At 69.7% G+C, this 15915-nt stretch carries 13 protein-coding genes; 9 read left to right on the top strand and 4 right to left on the bottom strand.

Features of this window, described 5'->3' with window-relative positions:
• Window positions 1–130: 130 nt before the first annotated feature.
• From ABEA82_RS05035 to icmA, 5 genes are all read left to right on the top strand, one after another.
• A complete protein-coding gene (locus tag ABEA82_RS05035) occupies window positions 131–1390 on the top strand; it encodes a cytochrome P450 family protein (RefSeq protein ID WP_345660159.1) in 1260 nt (419 codons plus the stop codon).
• A complete protein-coding gene (locus ABEA82_RS05030; protein WP_345660158.1) occupies window positions 1387–1734 on the top strand; it encodes an antibiotic biosynthesis monooxygenase family protein in 348 nt (115 codons plus the stop codon). Before ABEA82_RS05035 ends, ABEA82_RS05030 begins: the two co-directional genes overlap by 4 nt.
• Before the next feature lie 32 nt (window positions 1735–1766).
• Window positions 1767–2276 carry a MarR family winged helix-turn-helix transcriptional regulator gene (locus tag ABEA82_RS05025; protein ID WP_345660157.1) on the top strand — a complete coding sequence of 170 codons (510 nt, stop codon included), beginning with the start codon at window positions 1767–1769 and terminating at the stop codon, window positions 2274–2276.
• Window positions 2277–2319: 43 nt separating this feature from the next.
• Window positions 2320–2658: a DUF3817 domain-containing protein gene (locus ABEA82_RS05020; protein ID WP_345660156.1), complete on the top strand. Its 339-nt coding sequence runs from the start codon at window positions 2320–2322 to the stop codon at window positions 2656–2658.
• A 75-nt stretch (window positions 2659–2733) separates the two neighbouring features.
• The gene (icmA, locus tag ABEA82_RS05015; protein ID WP_345660155.1) at window positions 2734–4434 is read left to right on the top strand and encodes a coenzyme B12-dependent isobutyryl-CoA mutase large subunit; all 1701 of its coding nucleotides are present in this window, start codon (window positions 2734–2736) and stop codon (window positions 4432–4434) included.
• A gap of 142 nt (window positions 4435–4576) precedes the next feature.
• Here icmA and ABEA82_RS05010 read toward each other — a convergent pair whose 3' ends face one another.
• A complete protein-coding gene (locus ABEA82_RS05010) occupies window positions 4577–5185 on the bottom strand; it encodes a TetR/AcrR family transcriptional regulator (protein WP_345660154.1) in 609 nt (202 codons plus the stop codon).
• Between the two features lie 234 nt (window positions 5186–5419).
• On the opposite strand from ABEA82_RS05010, the gene ABEA82_RS05005 reads away from it, so the two are divergent.
• The 4 genes from ABEA82_RS05005 to ABEA82_RS04990 all read left to right on the top strand — a co-directional run bounded on the left by ABEA82_RS05005 (window position 5420) and on the right by ABEA82_RS04990 (window position 9820).
• On the top strand, window positions 5420–6397 hold the full coding sequence (locus tag ABEA82_RS05005) for a tetratricopeptide repeat protein (RefSeq protein WP_345660153.1): 978 nt from the start codon (window positions 5420–5422) through the stop codon (window positions 6395–6397).
• A gap of 622 nt (window positions 6398–7019) precedes the next feature.
• Window positions 7020–7664 carry a DUF6230 family protein gene (locus ABEA82_RS05000; protein WP_345660152.1) on the top strand — a complete coding sequence of 215 codons (645 nt, stop codon included), beginning with the start codon at window positions 7020–7022 and terminating at the stop codon, window positions 7662–7664.
• A gap of 193 nt (window positions 7665–7857) precedes the next feature.
• On the top strand, window positions 7858–8442 hold the full coding sequence (locus ABEA82_RS04995; protein WP_345660151.1) for a DUF6114 domain-containing protein: 585 nt from the start codon (window positions 7858–7860) through the stop codon (window positions 8440–8442).
• On the top strand, window positions 8432–9820 hold the full coding sequence (locus tag ABEA82_RS04990; RefSeq protein ID WP_425588483.1) for a hypothetical protein: 1389 nt from the start codon (window positions 8432–8434) through the stop codon (window positions 9818–9820). The genes ABEA82_RS04995 and ABEA82_RS04990 overlap by 11 nt, the downstream gene beginning before the upstream one ends.
• Before the next feature lie 136 nt (window positions 9821–9956).
• Here the strand turns inward: ABEA82_RS04990 and ABEA82_RS04985 are convergent, their stop codons facing one another.
• The 3 genes from ABEA82_RS04985 to pyk form a co-directional block, all read right to left on the bottom strand.
• A complete protein-coding gene (locus tag ABEA82_RS04985) occupies window positions 9957–10313 on the bottom strand; it encodes a hypothetical protein (RefSeq protein ID WP_345660150.1) in 357 nt (118 codons plus the stop codon).
• Window positions 10303–14136 (bottom strand): hypothetical protein, encoded by a 3834-nt coding sequence (locus ABEA82_RS04980; RefSeq protein WP_425588482.1) that lies wholly within the window; start codon window positions 14134–14136, stop codon window positions 10303–10305. Before ABEA82_RS04980 ends, ABEA82_RS04985 begins: the two co-directional genes overlap by 11 nt.
• Before the next feature lie 305 nt (window positions 14137–14441).
• The gene (gene pyk / locus ABEA82_RS04975; RefSeq protein WP_345660148.1) at window positions 14442–15869 is read right to left on the bottom strand and encodes a pyruvate kinase; all 1428 of its coding nucleotides are present in this window, start codon (window positions 15867–15869) and stop codon (window positions 14442–14444) included.
• Window positions 15870–15915 lie beyond the last annotated feature (46 nt).

Below are 15915 nucleotides of genomic sequence, written 5' to 3'. Positions count from 1 at the left end.
CCGGGTCAACCACTCGGTGCGCACCGCGCATTCGGGATTGCGACTCGTATGGCCCAGCAGCGTTTGCCGCGCGACACCGGACGGGAAACGGTGTGACCGACCGACGGAACTTCTGCCACCGGGACCAGTCATGACGCAAGCGTTCGCATCCGAGGGAATGTCGTCCGAAGAGGCCGCTGCCGCGGCCTCGTCCTGCAGCCGGGAGTTCCGCGCGAACCCGCATCCCGTCTACGCCGCGCTCAGGGAGGCGGCACCGGTGTGTCCGCTGTCGCCCCCGCACGGCGTCGACACGTACCTCATCACGCGGTACGACGACGCCCGCGCCGCCCTGGCGGACCCCAGGCTGAGCAAGGACATGTACGGCGCCATCGACGCCTACCACCGGATCTTCGGCGACTCGTCGATCGCGCTGGACGACAACATGCTCTTCTCGGACCCTCCGAAGCACACCAGGCTCCGGAGGATCGTCGGCGCCACGTTCACTCCCAAGCGCGTGGAGTCGCTGCGCGAGCAGGTCCAGAAGATCACCGACGGACTGCTGGACCGCTGCCCGGCGTCGGAGCCCGTGAACCTCCTCACCGATTTCTGCTTCCCGCTGCCGCTCCACGTGATCTGCGAGCTCCTCGGCGTCCCGGAGAACGAGCGCAAGCAGGCCCAGGAGTGGTCCGCCACCGTCGCGCAGACCGGCTTCGGGCCGGAGGCGAGGAAGAAGCTGGAGATCGCCGAGGGGAACCTGCGCGACTACCTGGTGGACCTGATCGCGCGCAAGCGCAGGGAGCCGGACGGAGCCCTGCTCAGCGCGCTCGTCACGGCGCAGGACCAGGACGGCGCGCTCACCGACGGCGAACTCGTCTCCACCGCCTGGGTGCTGCTGTTCGCCGGGCACAAGTCGACCGCGTACCAGATCGGCAACGCCGTCTACCACCTCCTCAGCCGGCCCGAGCAGAAGCGCCTGGCCGTGCGGGACCCCGAGGCCATGGCCGCGGCCGTCGAGGAGGTCTTCCGGTTCGAGACCTCCGTGGAGAACTCGACCTTCCGCTACGCGAAGGAGGACATCAAGATCCGCGACGTGCTCATCCCCAAGGGCGCGCTGGTGCAGATCTCGCTCACGTCGGCCAACCGCGACCCGGAGATGTTCCCCGAGCCGGACACCATGGACGTCGAGCGCCCGAACGTCCAGGCCACGCACCTCGCCTTCGGCCTCGGCCCGCACTACTGCATCGGCGCCCCGCTGGCCCGGCTGGAGATGCAGATCGCCCTCGGCACGCTCTTCGCCCGGCACCCGGACATGGCCCTGGCCGTGGCGCCCGAGGAAGCGCGCTGGCTGACCGTGCCGTTCCCGGCCTTCCGCGGACTGGCGGAGCTGCCCGTCGTCCTCGACCCGTCGTGACGGGGGAGAACGCGGCGCCGGCCCGGGTGCGGGTGGTGCGGCTGCTGCACGTCCGCGCGGGAAGGGAAGCGGACTTCGTGGAGTCGTACCAGGGTGTGCTCGAACGGGCCGTGCGGTCACCCGGGCATCTGCGCGAACAGCTCTGCCGCTCGGTCGACGACCCGGGTCAGTGGCTGCTCACCAGTGAGTGGGAGAGCTTCGAGGCCATCAAGCGGTGGCGGTCCGACCCCGACCACGCCGCGCTGGTGGAGCCGATGAACGCCTGTCTGCACGACGACCGGTGGACCGGGGTCTTCGAGATCATGCCCGAGGGCCCCCGTGCCCGAAAGCCGAGACGGGGCTGACCACCATGTGACCGGCCGGTAAGGTCGGGTTCGTGCCGAAGCCGCTCAGTCTCTCCTTCGATCCGATCGCGCGTGCCGACGAACGCTGGAAGCAGCGCTGGGGAAACGTGCCGTCCATGGCCGCGATCACCTCGATCATGCGCGCCCAGCAGATCCTGCTCGCCGAGGTCGACGCGGTGGTCAAGCCGTACGGGCTGACGTTCGCGCGGTACGAGGCACTGGTGCTGCTCACCTTCTCCAAGTCCGGCGAGCTGCCGATGTCCAAGATCGGCGAGCGGCTCATGGTGCACCCCACCTCCGTGACGAACACCGTGGACCGGCTGGTGAAGTCGGGTCTCGTCAGCAAGCGGCCCAATCCCAACGACGGGCGCGGCACCCTCGCCAGCATCACCGACAAGGGCCGCGAGGTGGTCGAGGCGGCCACCCGCGACCTGATGGCGATGGACTTCGGGCTCGGGGCGTACGACGCGGAGGAGTGCGCGGAGATCTTCGCCATGCTGCGTCCGCTGAGGGTCGCCGCGGGGGACTTCGAGGAGGGCTGACCCGGGGCAAGATCTCCCGGAACGGGTCGTTACGCTCGACGGCATGAAGAAGAGCGTGCTGACCCGCTACCGCGTGATGGCCTACGTCACCGGCGTGCTGCTGGTCCTGCTGACCATCGGTGTCATCGCCAAGTACCTGCTCGACATGGACGGCGCCGCGGACTTCACGCGCGTCGTCGGCATCGCGCACGGCTGGCTGTACGTCCTGTACCTGATCTTCGCCTTCGACCTGGGTTCCAAGGCGAAGTGGCCGGTGGGCAAGCAGCTGTGGGTGCTGCTCGCCGGGACCGTCCCGACGGCCGCGTTCTTCGTGGAGCGCAGGATCAGCCACGAGCTCGAGGCCAAGGTCGCGGCGGACTCGCCCGCGGCCGCCAAGGCGTAACAGCACCGCCGTACGGAGCAACGTACGGCGGTCTCCCATCGACATTTACTTGGACGTCCTAGTAAATTCGAAGGTATGGACGCTGACGCGATAGAGGAAGGGCGCCGACGCTGGCAGGCCCGGTACGACGCCGCACGCAAGCGAGACGCCGACTTCACCACGCTCTCCGGTGACCCCGTGGAGCCGGTGTACGGGCCACGGCCCGGTGACACCTACGAGGGGTTCGAGCGGATCGGCTGGCCCGGCGAGTACCCCTTCACTCGCGGCCTGTACGCGACCGGCTACCGAGGGCGTACGTGGACCATCCGGCAGTTCGCCGGGTTCGGCAACGCCGAGCAGACCAACGAGCGCTACAAGATGATCCTCCGCAACGGCGGGGGCGGGCTCTCGGTCGCCTTCGACATGCCGACCCTGATGGGCCGCGACTCCGACGACCCGCGCTCCCTGGGCGAGGTCGGGCACTGCGGTGTCGCCATCGACTCGGCCGCCGACATGGAGGTCCTGTTCAAGGACATCCCGCTCGGGGACGTGACGACCTCGATGACGATCAGCGGACCGGCGGTCCCCGTCTTCTGCATGTACCTGGTGGCGGCGGAGCGGCAGGGCGTCGACCCCTCCGTCCTGAACGGCACGCTCCAGACGGACATCTTCAAGGAGTACATCGCCCAGAAGGAGTGGCTCTTCCAGCCGGAACCGCACCTGCGGCTCATCGGCGACCTGATGGAGCACTGCGCGGCCGGCATCCCCGCGTACAAGCCGCTCTCGGTCTCCGGCTACCACATTCGCGAGGCCGGGTCGACGGCCGCGCAGGAGCTGGCCTACACGCTGGCGGACGGCTTCGGATACGTGGAGCTCGGGCTGTCGCGCGGGCTGGACGTCGACGTCTTCGCCCCCGGCCTGTCCTTCTTCTTCGACGCGCACGTCGACTTCTTCGAGGAGATCGCCAAGTTCCGCGCCGCCCGCCGCATCTGGGCGCGCTGGATGCGGGACGTCTACGGGGCGACGTCGGAGAAGGCGCAGTGGCTGCGCTTCCACACCCAGACGGCCGGTGTCTCCCTCACCGCGCAGCAGCCGTACAACAACGTCGTACGGACGGCCGTGGAGGCACTGGCCGCCGTCCTCGGCGGGACGAACTCGCTGCACACCAACGCCCTCGACGAGACCCTCGCCCTGCCGAGCGAGCAGGCGGCGGAGATCGCGCTGCGCACGCAGCAGGTACTGATGGAGGAGACCGGCGTCGGCAACGTCGCCGACCCGCTGGGCGGCTCCTGGTACGTCGAGCAGCTCACCGACCGGATCGAGGCGGACGCGGAGAAGATCTTCGAGCAGATCAGGGAACGGGGGCTGCGGGCACACCCCGACGGGCAGCACCCGATCGGGCCCATCACCTCCGGGATCCTGCGGGGGATCGAGGACGGCTGGTTCACCGGGGAGATCGCCGAGTCGGCGTTCCGGTACCAGCAGGCGCTGGAGAAGGGCGACAAGAAGGTCGTCGGCGTGAACTGCCACACCGGGTCGGTGACCGGGGACCTGGAGATCCTGCGGGTCAGCCACGAGGTGGAGCGGGAGCAGGTGCGGGTGCTGGCCGGGCGGAAGGCGGCGCGGGACGACGCGGCGGTGCGGGTCGCGCTCGACGGAATGCTGGCCGCCGCGCGGAGTGGGGCCAACATGATCGAGCCGATGCTGGACGCGGTGCGGGCAGAGGCGACCCTTGGGGAGATCTGTGGGGTGCTGCGGGACGAGTGGGGGGTGTACACCGAGCCTGCCGGGTTCTGAGTGCCCGGGGTCGGTGCCGGGGGCGGGTGGGTGCGCGGCCCGGCGTGGCGGGGTCCCGCCGCGTCCACCCGCCCCCGAGTTCTCGGCTTCGCTCGAACCGGGGGGGGGACCCCCATCGCCCCAGCGGCACGACTGCCCGCGGCTAAGAGAGTCCTTGCAACAGGACTCGCGTGAAGCTTCTGACCCATTCCTCGTCCGCTGGTTCCGCGCTGACCAGGGTGCGGTGGACCACCGCGCCCGCGACCATGTCGAAGATCAGGTCCACCGTGCGGGACGCGGACTCGGGGTCCGGCTCGTGGGGGAGCTCGCCCCTGGCCTGGGCCCGTGCGCGGCCCTCCAGCACCAGGCGCTTCTGGCGGTCGACGACCGAAGCGCGGATGCGTTCGCGCAGGGCGTCGTCGCGGGTGGCCTCCGCCACCACCGCCATCAGGCCACTCTTCGCCTCCGGGAGGGCCAGGATCGTGGCGAACTGGAGGACCACGCCCTCGATGTCCGCGGCCAGGGAGCCGCGGTCCGGGAGTTCCAGTTCGTCGAAGAGTTCCGCCACCGCGTCGACGACCAGCTCGTTCTTGCCCGCCCAGCGGCGATAGAGGGTCGTCTTCGCAACCCCGGCGCGGGCTGCGACGTCTCCCAGGGTGAGCTTGGACCAGCCCAGATCCACGAGAGCCTCGCGCGTCGCGGCCAGGATCGCGGCGTCCGCCGTGGCGCTGCGAGGCCGACCGGTGCGGCTGGCGGGGCTGCGGCTCTGCATCCCCTGACCATAAACCGACGGTTCCTGTGTGGCCGTGAGGGAGATCACCGGGGGGTGGTGTTCCGGTACCGGGGCATGGCGTTACGCTACGTCTCGTAGCGAAAGCTCGTGAAGGGCGTACACGGGCTTGGCATACGACGGCGTGGGGTGGGGACCCGGCGCCGAACGGCACCGACCAGCCCGGCTTTCACACCGTTTTTCACACGCGCGCGCAGGACGGGGGAGGATAGACGCATGCAGCCACGGAACATGTCCATGAGCGGAGTCGTCGACCTCGCCGCGGTGAAGGCGGCCCAGGAGGCCAAGGCGAAGGCGGAGCAGGCGCGAGCCCAGGCCGCCCGGGAGGGCGGCACGGGGGCGATCTCCCCGGCCGATCTCGTCATCGACGTCGATGAGGCGGGGTTCGAGCGGGACGTCCTGCAGCGGTCCGCCGAGGTGCCCGTCGTCATCGACTTCTGGGCCGAGTGGTGTCAGCCCTGCAAGCAGCTGAGCCCCGTCCTGGAGCGGCTGGCCGTCGAGTACGACGGGCGCTTCCTGCTCGCCAAGATCGACGTCGACGCCAACCAGATGCTGATGCAGCAGTTCGGGATCCAGGGGATCCCGGCGGTGTTCGCGGTCGTCGCGGGGCAGGCCCTGCCGCTCTTCCAGGGGGCCGCGGACGAGACGCAGATCAGGCAGACCCTCGACCAGCTGGTGCAGGTCGCCGAGCAGCGCTTCGGCCTGACCGGCCTCACCGTCGACCCCGAGGCCCAGCCGGGCGGCGACGCTCAGGCGGCTCCCGAGCGGCCGGCCGGTCCGCACGACGGGCTCCTCGAGTCCGCCGTCCAGGCGCTGGACTCGGGTGACCTGGGCGGTGCCATCCAGGCCTACAAGAACGTGCTGAACGAGGACCCGGGCAACGAGGAGGCCAAACTGGGCCTCGCCCAGGCCGAGTTGCTCCAGCGGGTGCAGGGCGTCGACCCGCAGCAGGTGCGCAGGGACGCGGCCGAGAAGCCGGCCGACGTACAGGCGCAGATCACCGCCGCCGACCTGGATCTGGTGGGCGGGCACGTGGAGGACGCCTTCGGCCGGTTGATCGAGACCGTGCAGCGTACGTTCGGTGACGACCGGGACACCGTGAGGAAGCGGCTGCTGGAGCTGTTCGAGGTGGTCGGGTCCGAGGATCCGCGCGTGATCGCGGCTCGCAGGGCCCTGGCTCGCGCCTTGTTCTGACCAGTCGTTAAACACGCGGGCATGTGGTGCCCGCGTGAAAGATTTGCCGACGGAGCGTCACTGCGGCCGCGCTTTACCAAAACTTGGTAATCGCGGCCGCTGTTACTACGAGTAAGTCGCGGGCGTTGATCTGTCGGATTCTGTCCATCGATCAACAGCTTTGTACCTCCGTCGGGCAACACCGTGCGTCGCCGCCCGAGACCAACGGGTCGGTGTTCGGTTATCCGCCCGTTACCAGCCAGTAACGAACCCCCTTGTGCGGGCGGCCAGAATGGACCACGATCGGCCACGCTCGGTCCATTCCCGTACCCCGGCAGCCGGTTGGGTCGCGGGACGTCCTGGGTCCCCACCGAGCAGAGCCGGCGGCAGTGGCGCCGGCTCTTGGACAGGGGGGTCTTCGCCTACTCGGCGAAGCCTGTCCAGCAGGGTTGTGCGTGATGCGTGTCAGGCGCGACCAGTGGTTGTCGCTCGGGGGTGATCGCCGGTGATTCGGGCGCGAGTTGTGCCTCCGAGTGCGGGCGCTCTCCTTCCCGAGGACGTAGCACTTCTCCCATCCCTGCCCGGCTGAGCCGCTACTAGGGGCGAGCCAGGACAGGAGATGTACGTCCGAGAAGGAGGAAATATGGAGTCCCAGGTGCGTGGCGGGACCAGATGGAAGCGGTTCGCTGTGGTCATGGTGCCCAGCGTCGCCGCTGCGGCATGTGTGGGTGTCGGACTCGCGCAGGGGGCGCTGGCCGCTTCGTTCAGCGTTTCCGGTCAGCAGTTCAAGGTGTCGGCCGGTCACCTGCATGGTGAGGGTTTCGCTCAGTACGGCGGAATCGACAGCGTCTACACCTCGACCAGTGGTGAGAAGAAGACGCAGGTTCCCGTCGCGATCTCGTCGTTCGATGACGCGACGATCACCAAGATGTGCCAGTCGGTCGCGACGCCGATCCCCCTCATAGGAAAGACGGTCTACCTCCGTCTTGACGCGGGGACCGACGCCAAGAAGCCGGTCACGGCGCACAACCTGTACATCGACGTCGCCCAGCTCGACGCCGACGCCGAGTTCAAGGACATCGACATCGGCGTCGCGGTCAAGGACAAGACCCGTGGTCCTGACGTCAAGGACACCAAGACCACGCTGCCGGGTGGCTTCGCCCAGCAGGCCAGGGAGGCGGACCTCTACGGCGTCAAGCAGACGGCGTGGGCGACCACGGCGGGCACGTTCAAGCTCAGTGGCCTGTCGATGAAGCTCGGCATGGACAAGGACATGGAGTGCTACTGACGGCCTCCGGTCCACGGGCACCCCAGGGGCGGCTGAACTGCCTCTGAGGGGCGGGGAAGCAGCGGCTTCCCCGCCCTGCGGGCCCCGCCCGGCCCCACGTCGGGCACCTCTACAGACTTAGACTTTCCGGCTTCTCCACACGCCTACGGCCGAGCCGGTACGTACCTCCACCGGACCGAGGGAGCTGTTTTCCATGAGTGCCGAGACTCCGGTCCAGAGCGCCGGGACCTTCACCCGGCAGCGTCGGCGATTCCGTGACTGGCGGGGCACCCGGCCGTTCTGGGCAGGCCTGTTCACCATGCTCGGCGGGGTGCCGATCGCCTACTTCCCCTACGCCACCCTGAAGCTCGGAACCATGTCGCTCACCATGGCGACCACCGCGGGTGCGGGCTCTCTCATCATCGGCGTCCTGCTGATCACGCTGGGTCTCACCATGTGGTTCCAGCAGGCGACGCGGGTCTTCGCCGGTGTCGCTGCGATCATCCTCGCCCTGGTGTCGCTGGTGGTCTCCAACATCGGGGGCTTCATCATCGGCTTCCTGCTGGCGATGCTCGGCGGCGCGCTCGGGATCTCCTGGGCACCGGGCAAGGCGGAGTCCGCGGGGGGCGGACCGCAGCCGGGTGGTCAGGGGCCGACGGCGGAGGGCGCGACGGAACCCGCTTCCGACGGTGTCGCGGGGGAGCCGGGGCAGCCGTTCCCTCCCTTCGGGACCGGTGACAGCGGACCGGCGGGCGGCGTCCGGCCCGAGGCCCACCACGGGGGGCACCGTGTCGGCTGACGCCCACCACCAGCTGCCCGAGTCCACGGCGCGAGCGAGAACGGGGCCTCGCCACGCGGCCCCCAAGAAGCCGCTGTTCACCCGGTTCCAGATGCCGGCCGGCAAGGCGATAGCCATGGCGGCCATGCCCACCGCGGTGCTCATGGGCATGGGATTCACCCCCACGCTCGCCCTCGCCGACGATCACCCGTCCACCTCGAACAGCCTCAAGGCGGACGAGTACAAGGACTGCGTCGCGGCGCTGGACGACGACAAGGACGGCGCTTCCCCCTCGCCCTCGGCGAGCGAAAGCGAGGCCGACGGCGAGAAGGGCCGGGACGCGGCTGAGCCGGCTCCGTCGGCCTCGGCCGGCGGCTCGGACGAGGACGCGGACAAGACCCCGTCGGATCCGGCAGGTTCGACAGGCTCGACGGGCTCGTCCGGTTCGTCGGATTCAGGTTCCGACGACTCGGGCGACAAGGCCGAGCCCAAGCCGACCCCTTCGGCCTCCTCGGGCACCTCGGGCGAGGACGACGCGGCGACGCCGAGTCCCTCGGCGTCCGAGAGCGGTGGCGGGCTGCTGGAGGGCATCGGCGACGCGATCGGCGGGATCCTCACGGGCGGCAAGTCCACCGCGAGCCCGAGCCCCACGCCGTCCGCGTCCTCCTCGCCGTCCGGGGACACGAGCGAGTCCGGGGACACGAGCAAGTCCGGGGACACGAGCGAGTCCGACGCGTCCGGCACCGTCAAGGAGACCACCGACAAGGTCACCGACACGGCCGAGGACGCGGTGAAGGACACGACCGACAAGGCGTCGAAGGCGGCCGAGGACACCACCGAGGCGGCGAAGAAGGCGGCCGAAGAGGCGGCGGACAAGGCCACCGCATCCCCGAGCCCGTCCGAGAGCCCCTCCGTGGATCCCGAGGACTGCCCGGCCGCCACGGACGCCGAGGGCGGGATCGACAACAAGATCCTCGTGCCCGACGAGCCCTGGCGCCTGGAGGCCAGCTCGCTGACGCTGAAGGGTGCCGACTACCAGGGCATCGTCGAGGTGAAGACGGCGAGCGGGGCCACGAAGAAGGTCCTGAAGTACGTCATATCCGACGGCACCGACATCGGGGATCTGCACCAGCTCGTCAAGGACAAGGCGTCCGGGAAGACCCACCACGTCCAGGCGGCCAAGGGGTCGACGTCCACGATCACCGACGGCAAGACGGTGATGTACACGGAGAGCATCTCCGGGAACCTGCTCGGCCTGATCCCGGTCACGTTCGACCCGGAGCACCCGCCGCCCCTGAACATCCCGTTCATCTACTTCACCAACGTGAAGGTCACCCAGGCAGGCCAGTTCGGCGGCACGCTGACCGTGCCGGGGCTGCATCAGTACGTGACCGGCTGATCCGGTCTTCTCCGGGAGCCGCAACAGACTGTGCCCCGCCGGGTGTCGACCCGGCGGGGCACAGTCGTATTCACGTGCCGGGGCCCCGGCGGGAGGGGATGCCTTCCGCCGGGGCCCGGTGGGCGAGTGCCCAGGGTCAGTCGTCCTCGTCCTCCTCCTCGTCGAAGCGCGGCAGGACGTTGGTGTCCATGCCGTACTCACCGAAGAGGTCGACCAGGGCTCTGGTCATGGCGTCCAGGCCGCCTTCACGGACGATCACGAGGTCGGGGATCTGGAGGTACAGGCCGTTGGCGCACTCGCCGGTGGTGGACCTGTCGTCCATCACCTCGGCGATCTTCCGAAGGGTCATGAACGTCGCGGTCCACCCCTTGCCGTCACGGGCGCGGATGACCGCGTCGACGTCCTCGACGGTGTCGGCGTCGTCATCCAGAGCGAGTACGTAGGTGACGGAGAAGTCGGCCGTCTCCACGGTCACCAGTGGCTCATGAGCCATAGATCTTCAGCAGCTCCTTGATGACGTGCGGCTCGTTCGGCTTGTCGGACTTACCGATGATCTCGAAGCCGCCGTCGACCTGGCGGAAGAAGAGGCGTGCGCCCTTGTCGCTTCGAAGGTACCGGATGCCGTGTGACAGTGCCTTGGAGCCCTTGCCCGGCTGGTCGTTGCCGTCCATGAGCTTGTTGATGAGCTGGTTCATCTCGCGCTGCACGTCCTGGTTCTTCGTGGACTTCTCGGCGAGCTTGGCGAGCCTGCTGTTCTTGCCGAGCGCCGAGGTCACGCAGACCTTCGGCTTGCCGGCGGAGGCGACGGCGGGAGCTGCGACGGGAGCCTTGGCGGCAAGCGCGACGGTGAGTGCCCCGGCCTTCACGGAGGAACCGTGGAACGCGGCCCGCTGGGCGGCGGCGCCTTCGGCGAACGGGACGAGGCACGCTACGGCGCTCTGGCCCTTCTTCACCCGGTCCACGACGGTACGCAACCGGTCCAGGGTGTCCTTGGCCTTGTCCAGGCCCTCCCAGAAGGAGTGGATGCCCTTGCCGACCCGGTAGATCGCCTTGCCGACCGCCGGAATCTTGGTGACGGCCGTGCCGACGAGGATGACGTTGACCAGCGTCCACAGGCAGCCTTCGACGTCGCGCTTGGTGAAGCACTTCTTGGCGTCGGTGTAGCCCAGCTCGTCGAGGATGATCTGGCCGCCGTTGGCGACCACCCAGTCCATGACGTCCATGGCCAGGAGTTGCTTGGCCTCGCGGAAGTCGTCCACGCAGGACTGGCCGCACTGGGCGAGGAGCAGGGCCTCCTCGTCCTGGGTGAGGTCCGGCCCCGTGTCGGGCTTGGGGCCCTCCATCGCGGCCTGGCGGGCTTCCTCCTGTTCCTTGAGGAACTCCGCCTCGGCGCGGTCGGCCGCCGCGTCGGCCGCCTTCGCGTCCTCGTTGGCGTTGGCCGCGGACGTCTCCGCGGAGTCGGCGTCCTTCTCGGCCCGGGTGGCCGCCGAGTCCGCCGCTCCGGCGTCGCGGGTGGCGGCGTCGGCGGAGGCGCGGGCGTTCGTGGCGCTCTTCTCGGCCTCGGTGGCCTCGTTGTTCGCCGCGGCGGCCTCGCTCGACGCGTCACGGGCGGCGCCGTCGGCGTAGAACCAGTCCGTGCCCGCCTGGGCGACGTACTCGCTGGTCTTGGCGTCGGCCTTCTTCGCCGCTTCGGCGGCCTTGGCCGCCTCTGCCGCCGAAGCCCGGGCAGCGGCGGCGGACTTGAGCGCGGCTGCCGCGTCGGCTGCCGCGGCCGCTGCCGCCTGCGCGGCGAGCTTTGCGTCGCCGGCTGCCTTGTCGGCCAGCGCCTTTGCGTCGGCGGCCGCCTTGTCGGCCTCCTTGGCCTTGGCGGCTGCCGCGGCGGCCTGCCGCTCGGCGATGGGCTTGGAAGCCTGGCCGACGAGCACCGCGAACGCGGCCGAAACGTCGGTTTCCTTGTACGGAGTCCCGATGGCGATGGCCTGGTTGGCGGGCTTGATCACCTCGGCGGCCGAGTCGCGGGCCGCGGAGGCCGCCTGGCCGGCCGCGTACGCGTGTCCGGCGGTCACGGCCGCCCACTGCCTGGTCTTGGCGGCCTCCTCGCGGGCCGCGGTGGCCTCCTGGTTCGCCTTGAGGGAGGCGGCCTGGGCCTTCTTGGCCTCCTGCTCGGCCTTGGCGGCGTTCGCCGACGCGGCCTTTGAGGCGTCGATGGCCTCGGCGGCCGCGGCGTGCGCGGTCGCGCCCGCGGCGACGGCCGTCTGGTAGGCCGACCACGCCCTGTCGGCGGCCGCGCGGGAGCGCTGCGCCGCGGCATCGGCACGAGTGGCCGCGGCGCGGGCGTTCTGCGCCGCGGTACTCGCATCGCCGGCGGCGGAGTTCGCCCGGGTGGCCGCGGCGGCCGAGTCGTTGGCGGCGGCGCGGGCCTCGTTGGCGGCCTGCCTGGTCTCGCCCGCGGCGCTGGTGCCCTCGGCTGCGGCGGCGGCCGACTCCAAAGCGGCGGCGCGGGCGGCGCCGGCCTTCTTGTCGCGCTCCGCCTCCTCGGCCTTCTCACGCGCCTCGGCGGCCTTGCCCTCGGCGAGGAGCGCCGCGGTGAGCTTCTCGTCGGCCGTCTCGGCGGCGCTCTCCGCACGGGTGCGGGCCTGCCCGGCCGCATCACGCTCGTCGGCCGCGCGCTGCTCGGCCGCCTGCGCCTTGGCGCGCTCACCGGACGCGGTCTTGCGCTCCTTCGCGGCGACGCCCTTCTCCCGCTCGGCCACGGCGCGCTGCTCCTTGGCGGTCTCCGCCGCGACCCGCGCCGTCTCCTGCGCCTTCTCGGCGGTGGCCTGCGCGTTCTTCGCCTTCGTGGCGTTGTCCGCGGCCTCCTTCGCCAGTGCGTCCGCCGACACCCGGGCCGCCTTAGCCTGGGCCGCCGCCTCCTGTGCGGCGATCCGGCGGAACTCGGTGTTGACGGCGTGGGCCTGCGTCTTGGACAGCGCGAACAGAGCCTTGCTGTCGGCCACCGTCGCCTTGGCGGCGTTCACCGCGGTCTGGGTGGCCTTCGCAGCCGCCTGGGCGGCGGCGTACGAGGCCTTGGCGGCCTGCACCGACTGCTGCGCGTACAGAAGACCCCGGCCGCGCGGCGTCTTGGCGGCGTCCGCGATGGCGTACGCGTCGTTCTGCGCGGTGCCGGCCTGTTCCGAGGCCGTCTTGGCCACGCCCACGGACTTGTTGGCCAAGGTCAGTTGCTCGGCGGCCTTCTTCTGCGCGCTGGCGAGGTCCGCCTTGGCCTGGGTGAAGACCGCTGCCTTGGGCCGGAGGATGCTGTCCTTGGGCTGGCCGGCCCAGTACTTCTGCCACAGCAGGATCTGCTCGGCCAGCCACGCCTGCCCGATGGACTCGATCATCGCCTCGGTGGCCTTGCGGGCCTCGGCCGAAGCGGTCGCCTCCGCGGCCATGATGGTGGCCCGCGGCTTGGCCTGGGCGGCGTACTCCTGCTCCCACTCATGATGGGCGGTCAGGACCACCGGGGTGAGGATCCGTCGGGCGTCGACGGGGTTGAAACTGTCGCAGCCGCCCCAGGCGACCTTGAGGGACTCGACCTCCATGCGGTACTCGGCGGAGCCCTCGTCCAGCGGCTTGGTGACGAAGCCGCCGTGGCGCAGGAAGGAGGCGACGTCGCTGGCGGTGGTCATGTTGTAGGGGCCGCGAACATCGGTTTCCCCGAACATCGAGCCGACCGCGAAGTCGTTCCAGTCGTCCTGGCCCTTGATGTCTTCGGCGATCTTCTTCGCCTGATCCACCGAGGCCTTGGTGGGCACGCTGCGACCGTCCTGCCCCAGCTTGCCGTACAGGTCCCGCTGCGGGCCGAGGGTGAAGGCGACGATGTCCTTGTCGAACTCGGGAGCGTGGTACTCGGTGCCCGAGTCCCAGCCCGTCTCGGCGTAGATCTTGTTGGCCGCTTCCCAACGCTGGTTGCGCTTATGGGACAGGTTCAGGTACTCGATGACGCCGTCGTTGTCCTTGGAGCGGGCGTCGCCGAGTGTGCCGAGGCCCACCTGGTGCCCTTCCAGGGCCGCAGCGAGTTCGGTGTCGGTTCCGTTGAGGGCCTTGGCGGCCGCGGCCTTGAGAGCGGGACCGCCGATGTGCAGTGCCGTACCGGCTACGCATCGGTCAATCCGGGCGTTCAGCCCGAGACTGATCCGCGTGCTGCCGGCATCAGGGTCTTCGGCCGTCGGATCGTCGGCCCGGGCGGGTGTCGCGTACACCAGGCCCGTCAGTACGGCGGATGCCGCCACCAGTGCGGTGCCTGCTAACCCCCGTGAGCGCAGAGCTCTTCGCATGTTGTCGCCTGTCTACTGGACGTATGTTCGACCCAGGAGGAAGGCGGGCGCGAGTGCGGGTGTGCGGCGGCAGCCGTGCTCGGACGGCCGACGGTGATTTCCGTCAGCGCACGTCCATGCTCTGGTCAGAGACTCCCGTGTGCTGGTCAGGCACACTTCCCCCGTACCCTTTCCCCAAGGGCTTCACAAGAGTTACACAGGAAACAGATTTCCGGTAGGTCTACTTCGTCACCTACGAGCAAGGGCGCCCCCTGCCGTCGCAGGAGGCGCCCTCGGCGCCGTACACGGACCCTCGGGCCCACGGATCAGTTGGTGGCGCCGCCCAGGTGGTGGACGCGCACCATGTTGGTGGTGCCGGGGACGCCGGGGGGCGAACCGGCGGTGATGACCACGATGTCGCCGTCGTTGAAGCGGTTCAGCTTGACCAGCTCCTGCTCGACCAGGTCGACCATCTCGTCGGTGCTGTTCACGAACGGCACCACGTACGGCTCGACGCCCCAGCTGAGCGCCATCTGGTTGCGGGTGCCCTCGTCGGTGGTGAAGGCGATGATCGGCTGCTGCGCGCGGTAGCGGGACAGCCGGCGGGCGGTGTCGCCGGACTGGGTGAAGGCCACCAGGCCCCGGCCGCCGAGGAAGTCGGCGATCTCGCACGCGGCCCGGGCCACCGAACCACCCTGCGTGCGCGGCTTCTTGCCCGGCACCAGCGGCTGCAGGCCCTTGGACATCAGCTCCTGCTCGGCCGCGGTGACGATCTTCGACATCGTCTTCACGGTCTCGATCGGGTACGCGCCCACGCTCGACTCGGCCGACAGCATGACCGCGTCGGTGCCGTCCAGGATCGCGTTGGCCACGTCGGAGGCCTCGGCGCGGGTCGGACGGGAGTTGGTGATCATCGACTCCATCATCTGGGTCGCCACGATCACCGGCTTGGCGTTGCGCCGGCAGAGCTCGATCAGGCGCTTCTGCACCATGGGGACCTTCTCGAGCGGGTACTCGACGGCCAGGTCACCGCGGGCGACCATCACACCGTCGAACGCCATCACGACGTCCTCCATGTTCTGCACCGCCTGCGGCTTCTCCACCTTGGCGATGACGGGGACGCGGCGGCCTTCCTCGTCCATGACGCGGTGCACGTCGTGGACGTCCTTGGCGTCCCGGACGAAGGACAGCGCGACCAGGTCGCAGCCCATCCGGAGGGCGAAGCGGAGGTCCTCGATGTCCTTCTCGGACAGCGCGGGCACATTGACGGCCGCGCCGGGCAGGTTGATGCCCTTGTGGTCGGAGATGACGCCGCCCTCGATGACGATCGTCTTCACCCGGGGGCCCTCGACCTCGGTGACCTTCAGCTCGACGTTGCCGTCGTTGATGAGGATCGGGTCGCCCTTGCTGACATCGCCGGGCAGACCCTTGTAGGTCGTCCCGCAGATCGTCTTGTCGCCCGGGACGTCCTCGGTGGTGATGATGAATTCGTCACCGCGCACCAGCTCCACGGGCCCCTCGGCGAAGGTCCCCAGACGGATCTTCGGGCCCTGGAGGTCGGCGAGGACCCCGATGGCCCGGCCGGTCTCCTTGGCGGCGGCACGGACCCGGTCGTACCGGCCCTGGTGCTCGGCGTGAGAGCCGTGGCTGAAGTTGAAGCGGGCCACGTTCATGCCGGCCTCGATCAACGCGACAAGCTGCTCGTGGGAGTCGACCGCGGGGCCGAGAGTACAGACGATTTTCGAACGGCGCATGGGGCGATCCTATCGGTTTGTTTCGCAACGGAATATTCCGTCTGGC

Source organism: Streptomyces venetus (assembly GCF_039540295.1).
GTDB classification, from domain to species: Bacteria; Actinomycetota; Actinomycetes; order Streptomycetales; family Streptomycetaceae; genus Streptomyces; species Streptomyces venetus.
Note: the sequence above shows the minus strand (reverse complement) of the source record. Positions and strands in the feature narration are given on the sequence as shown.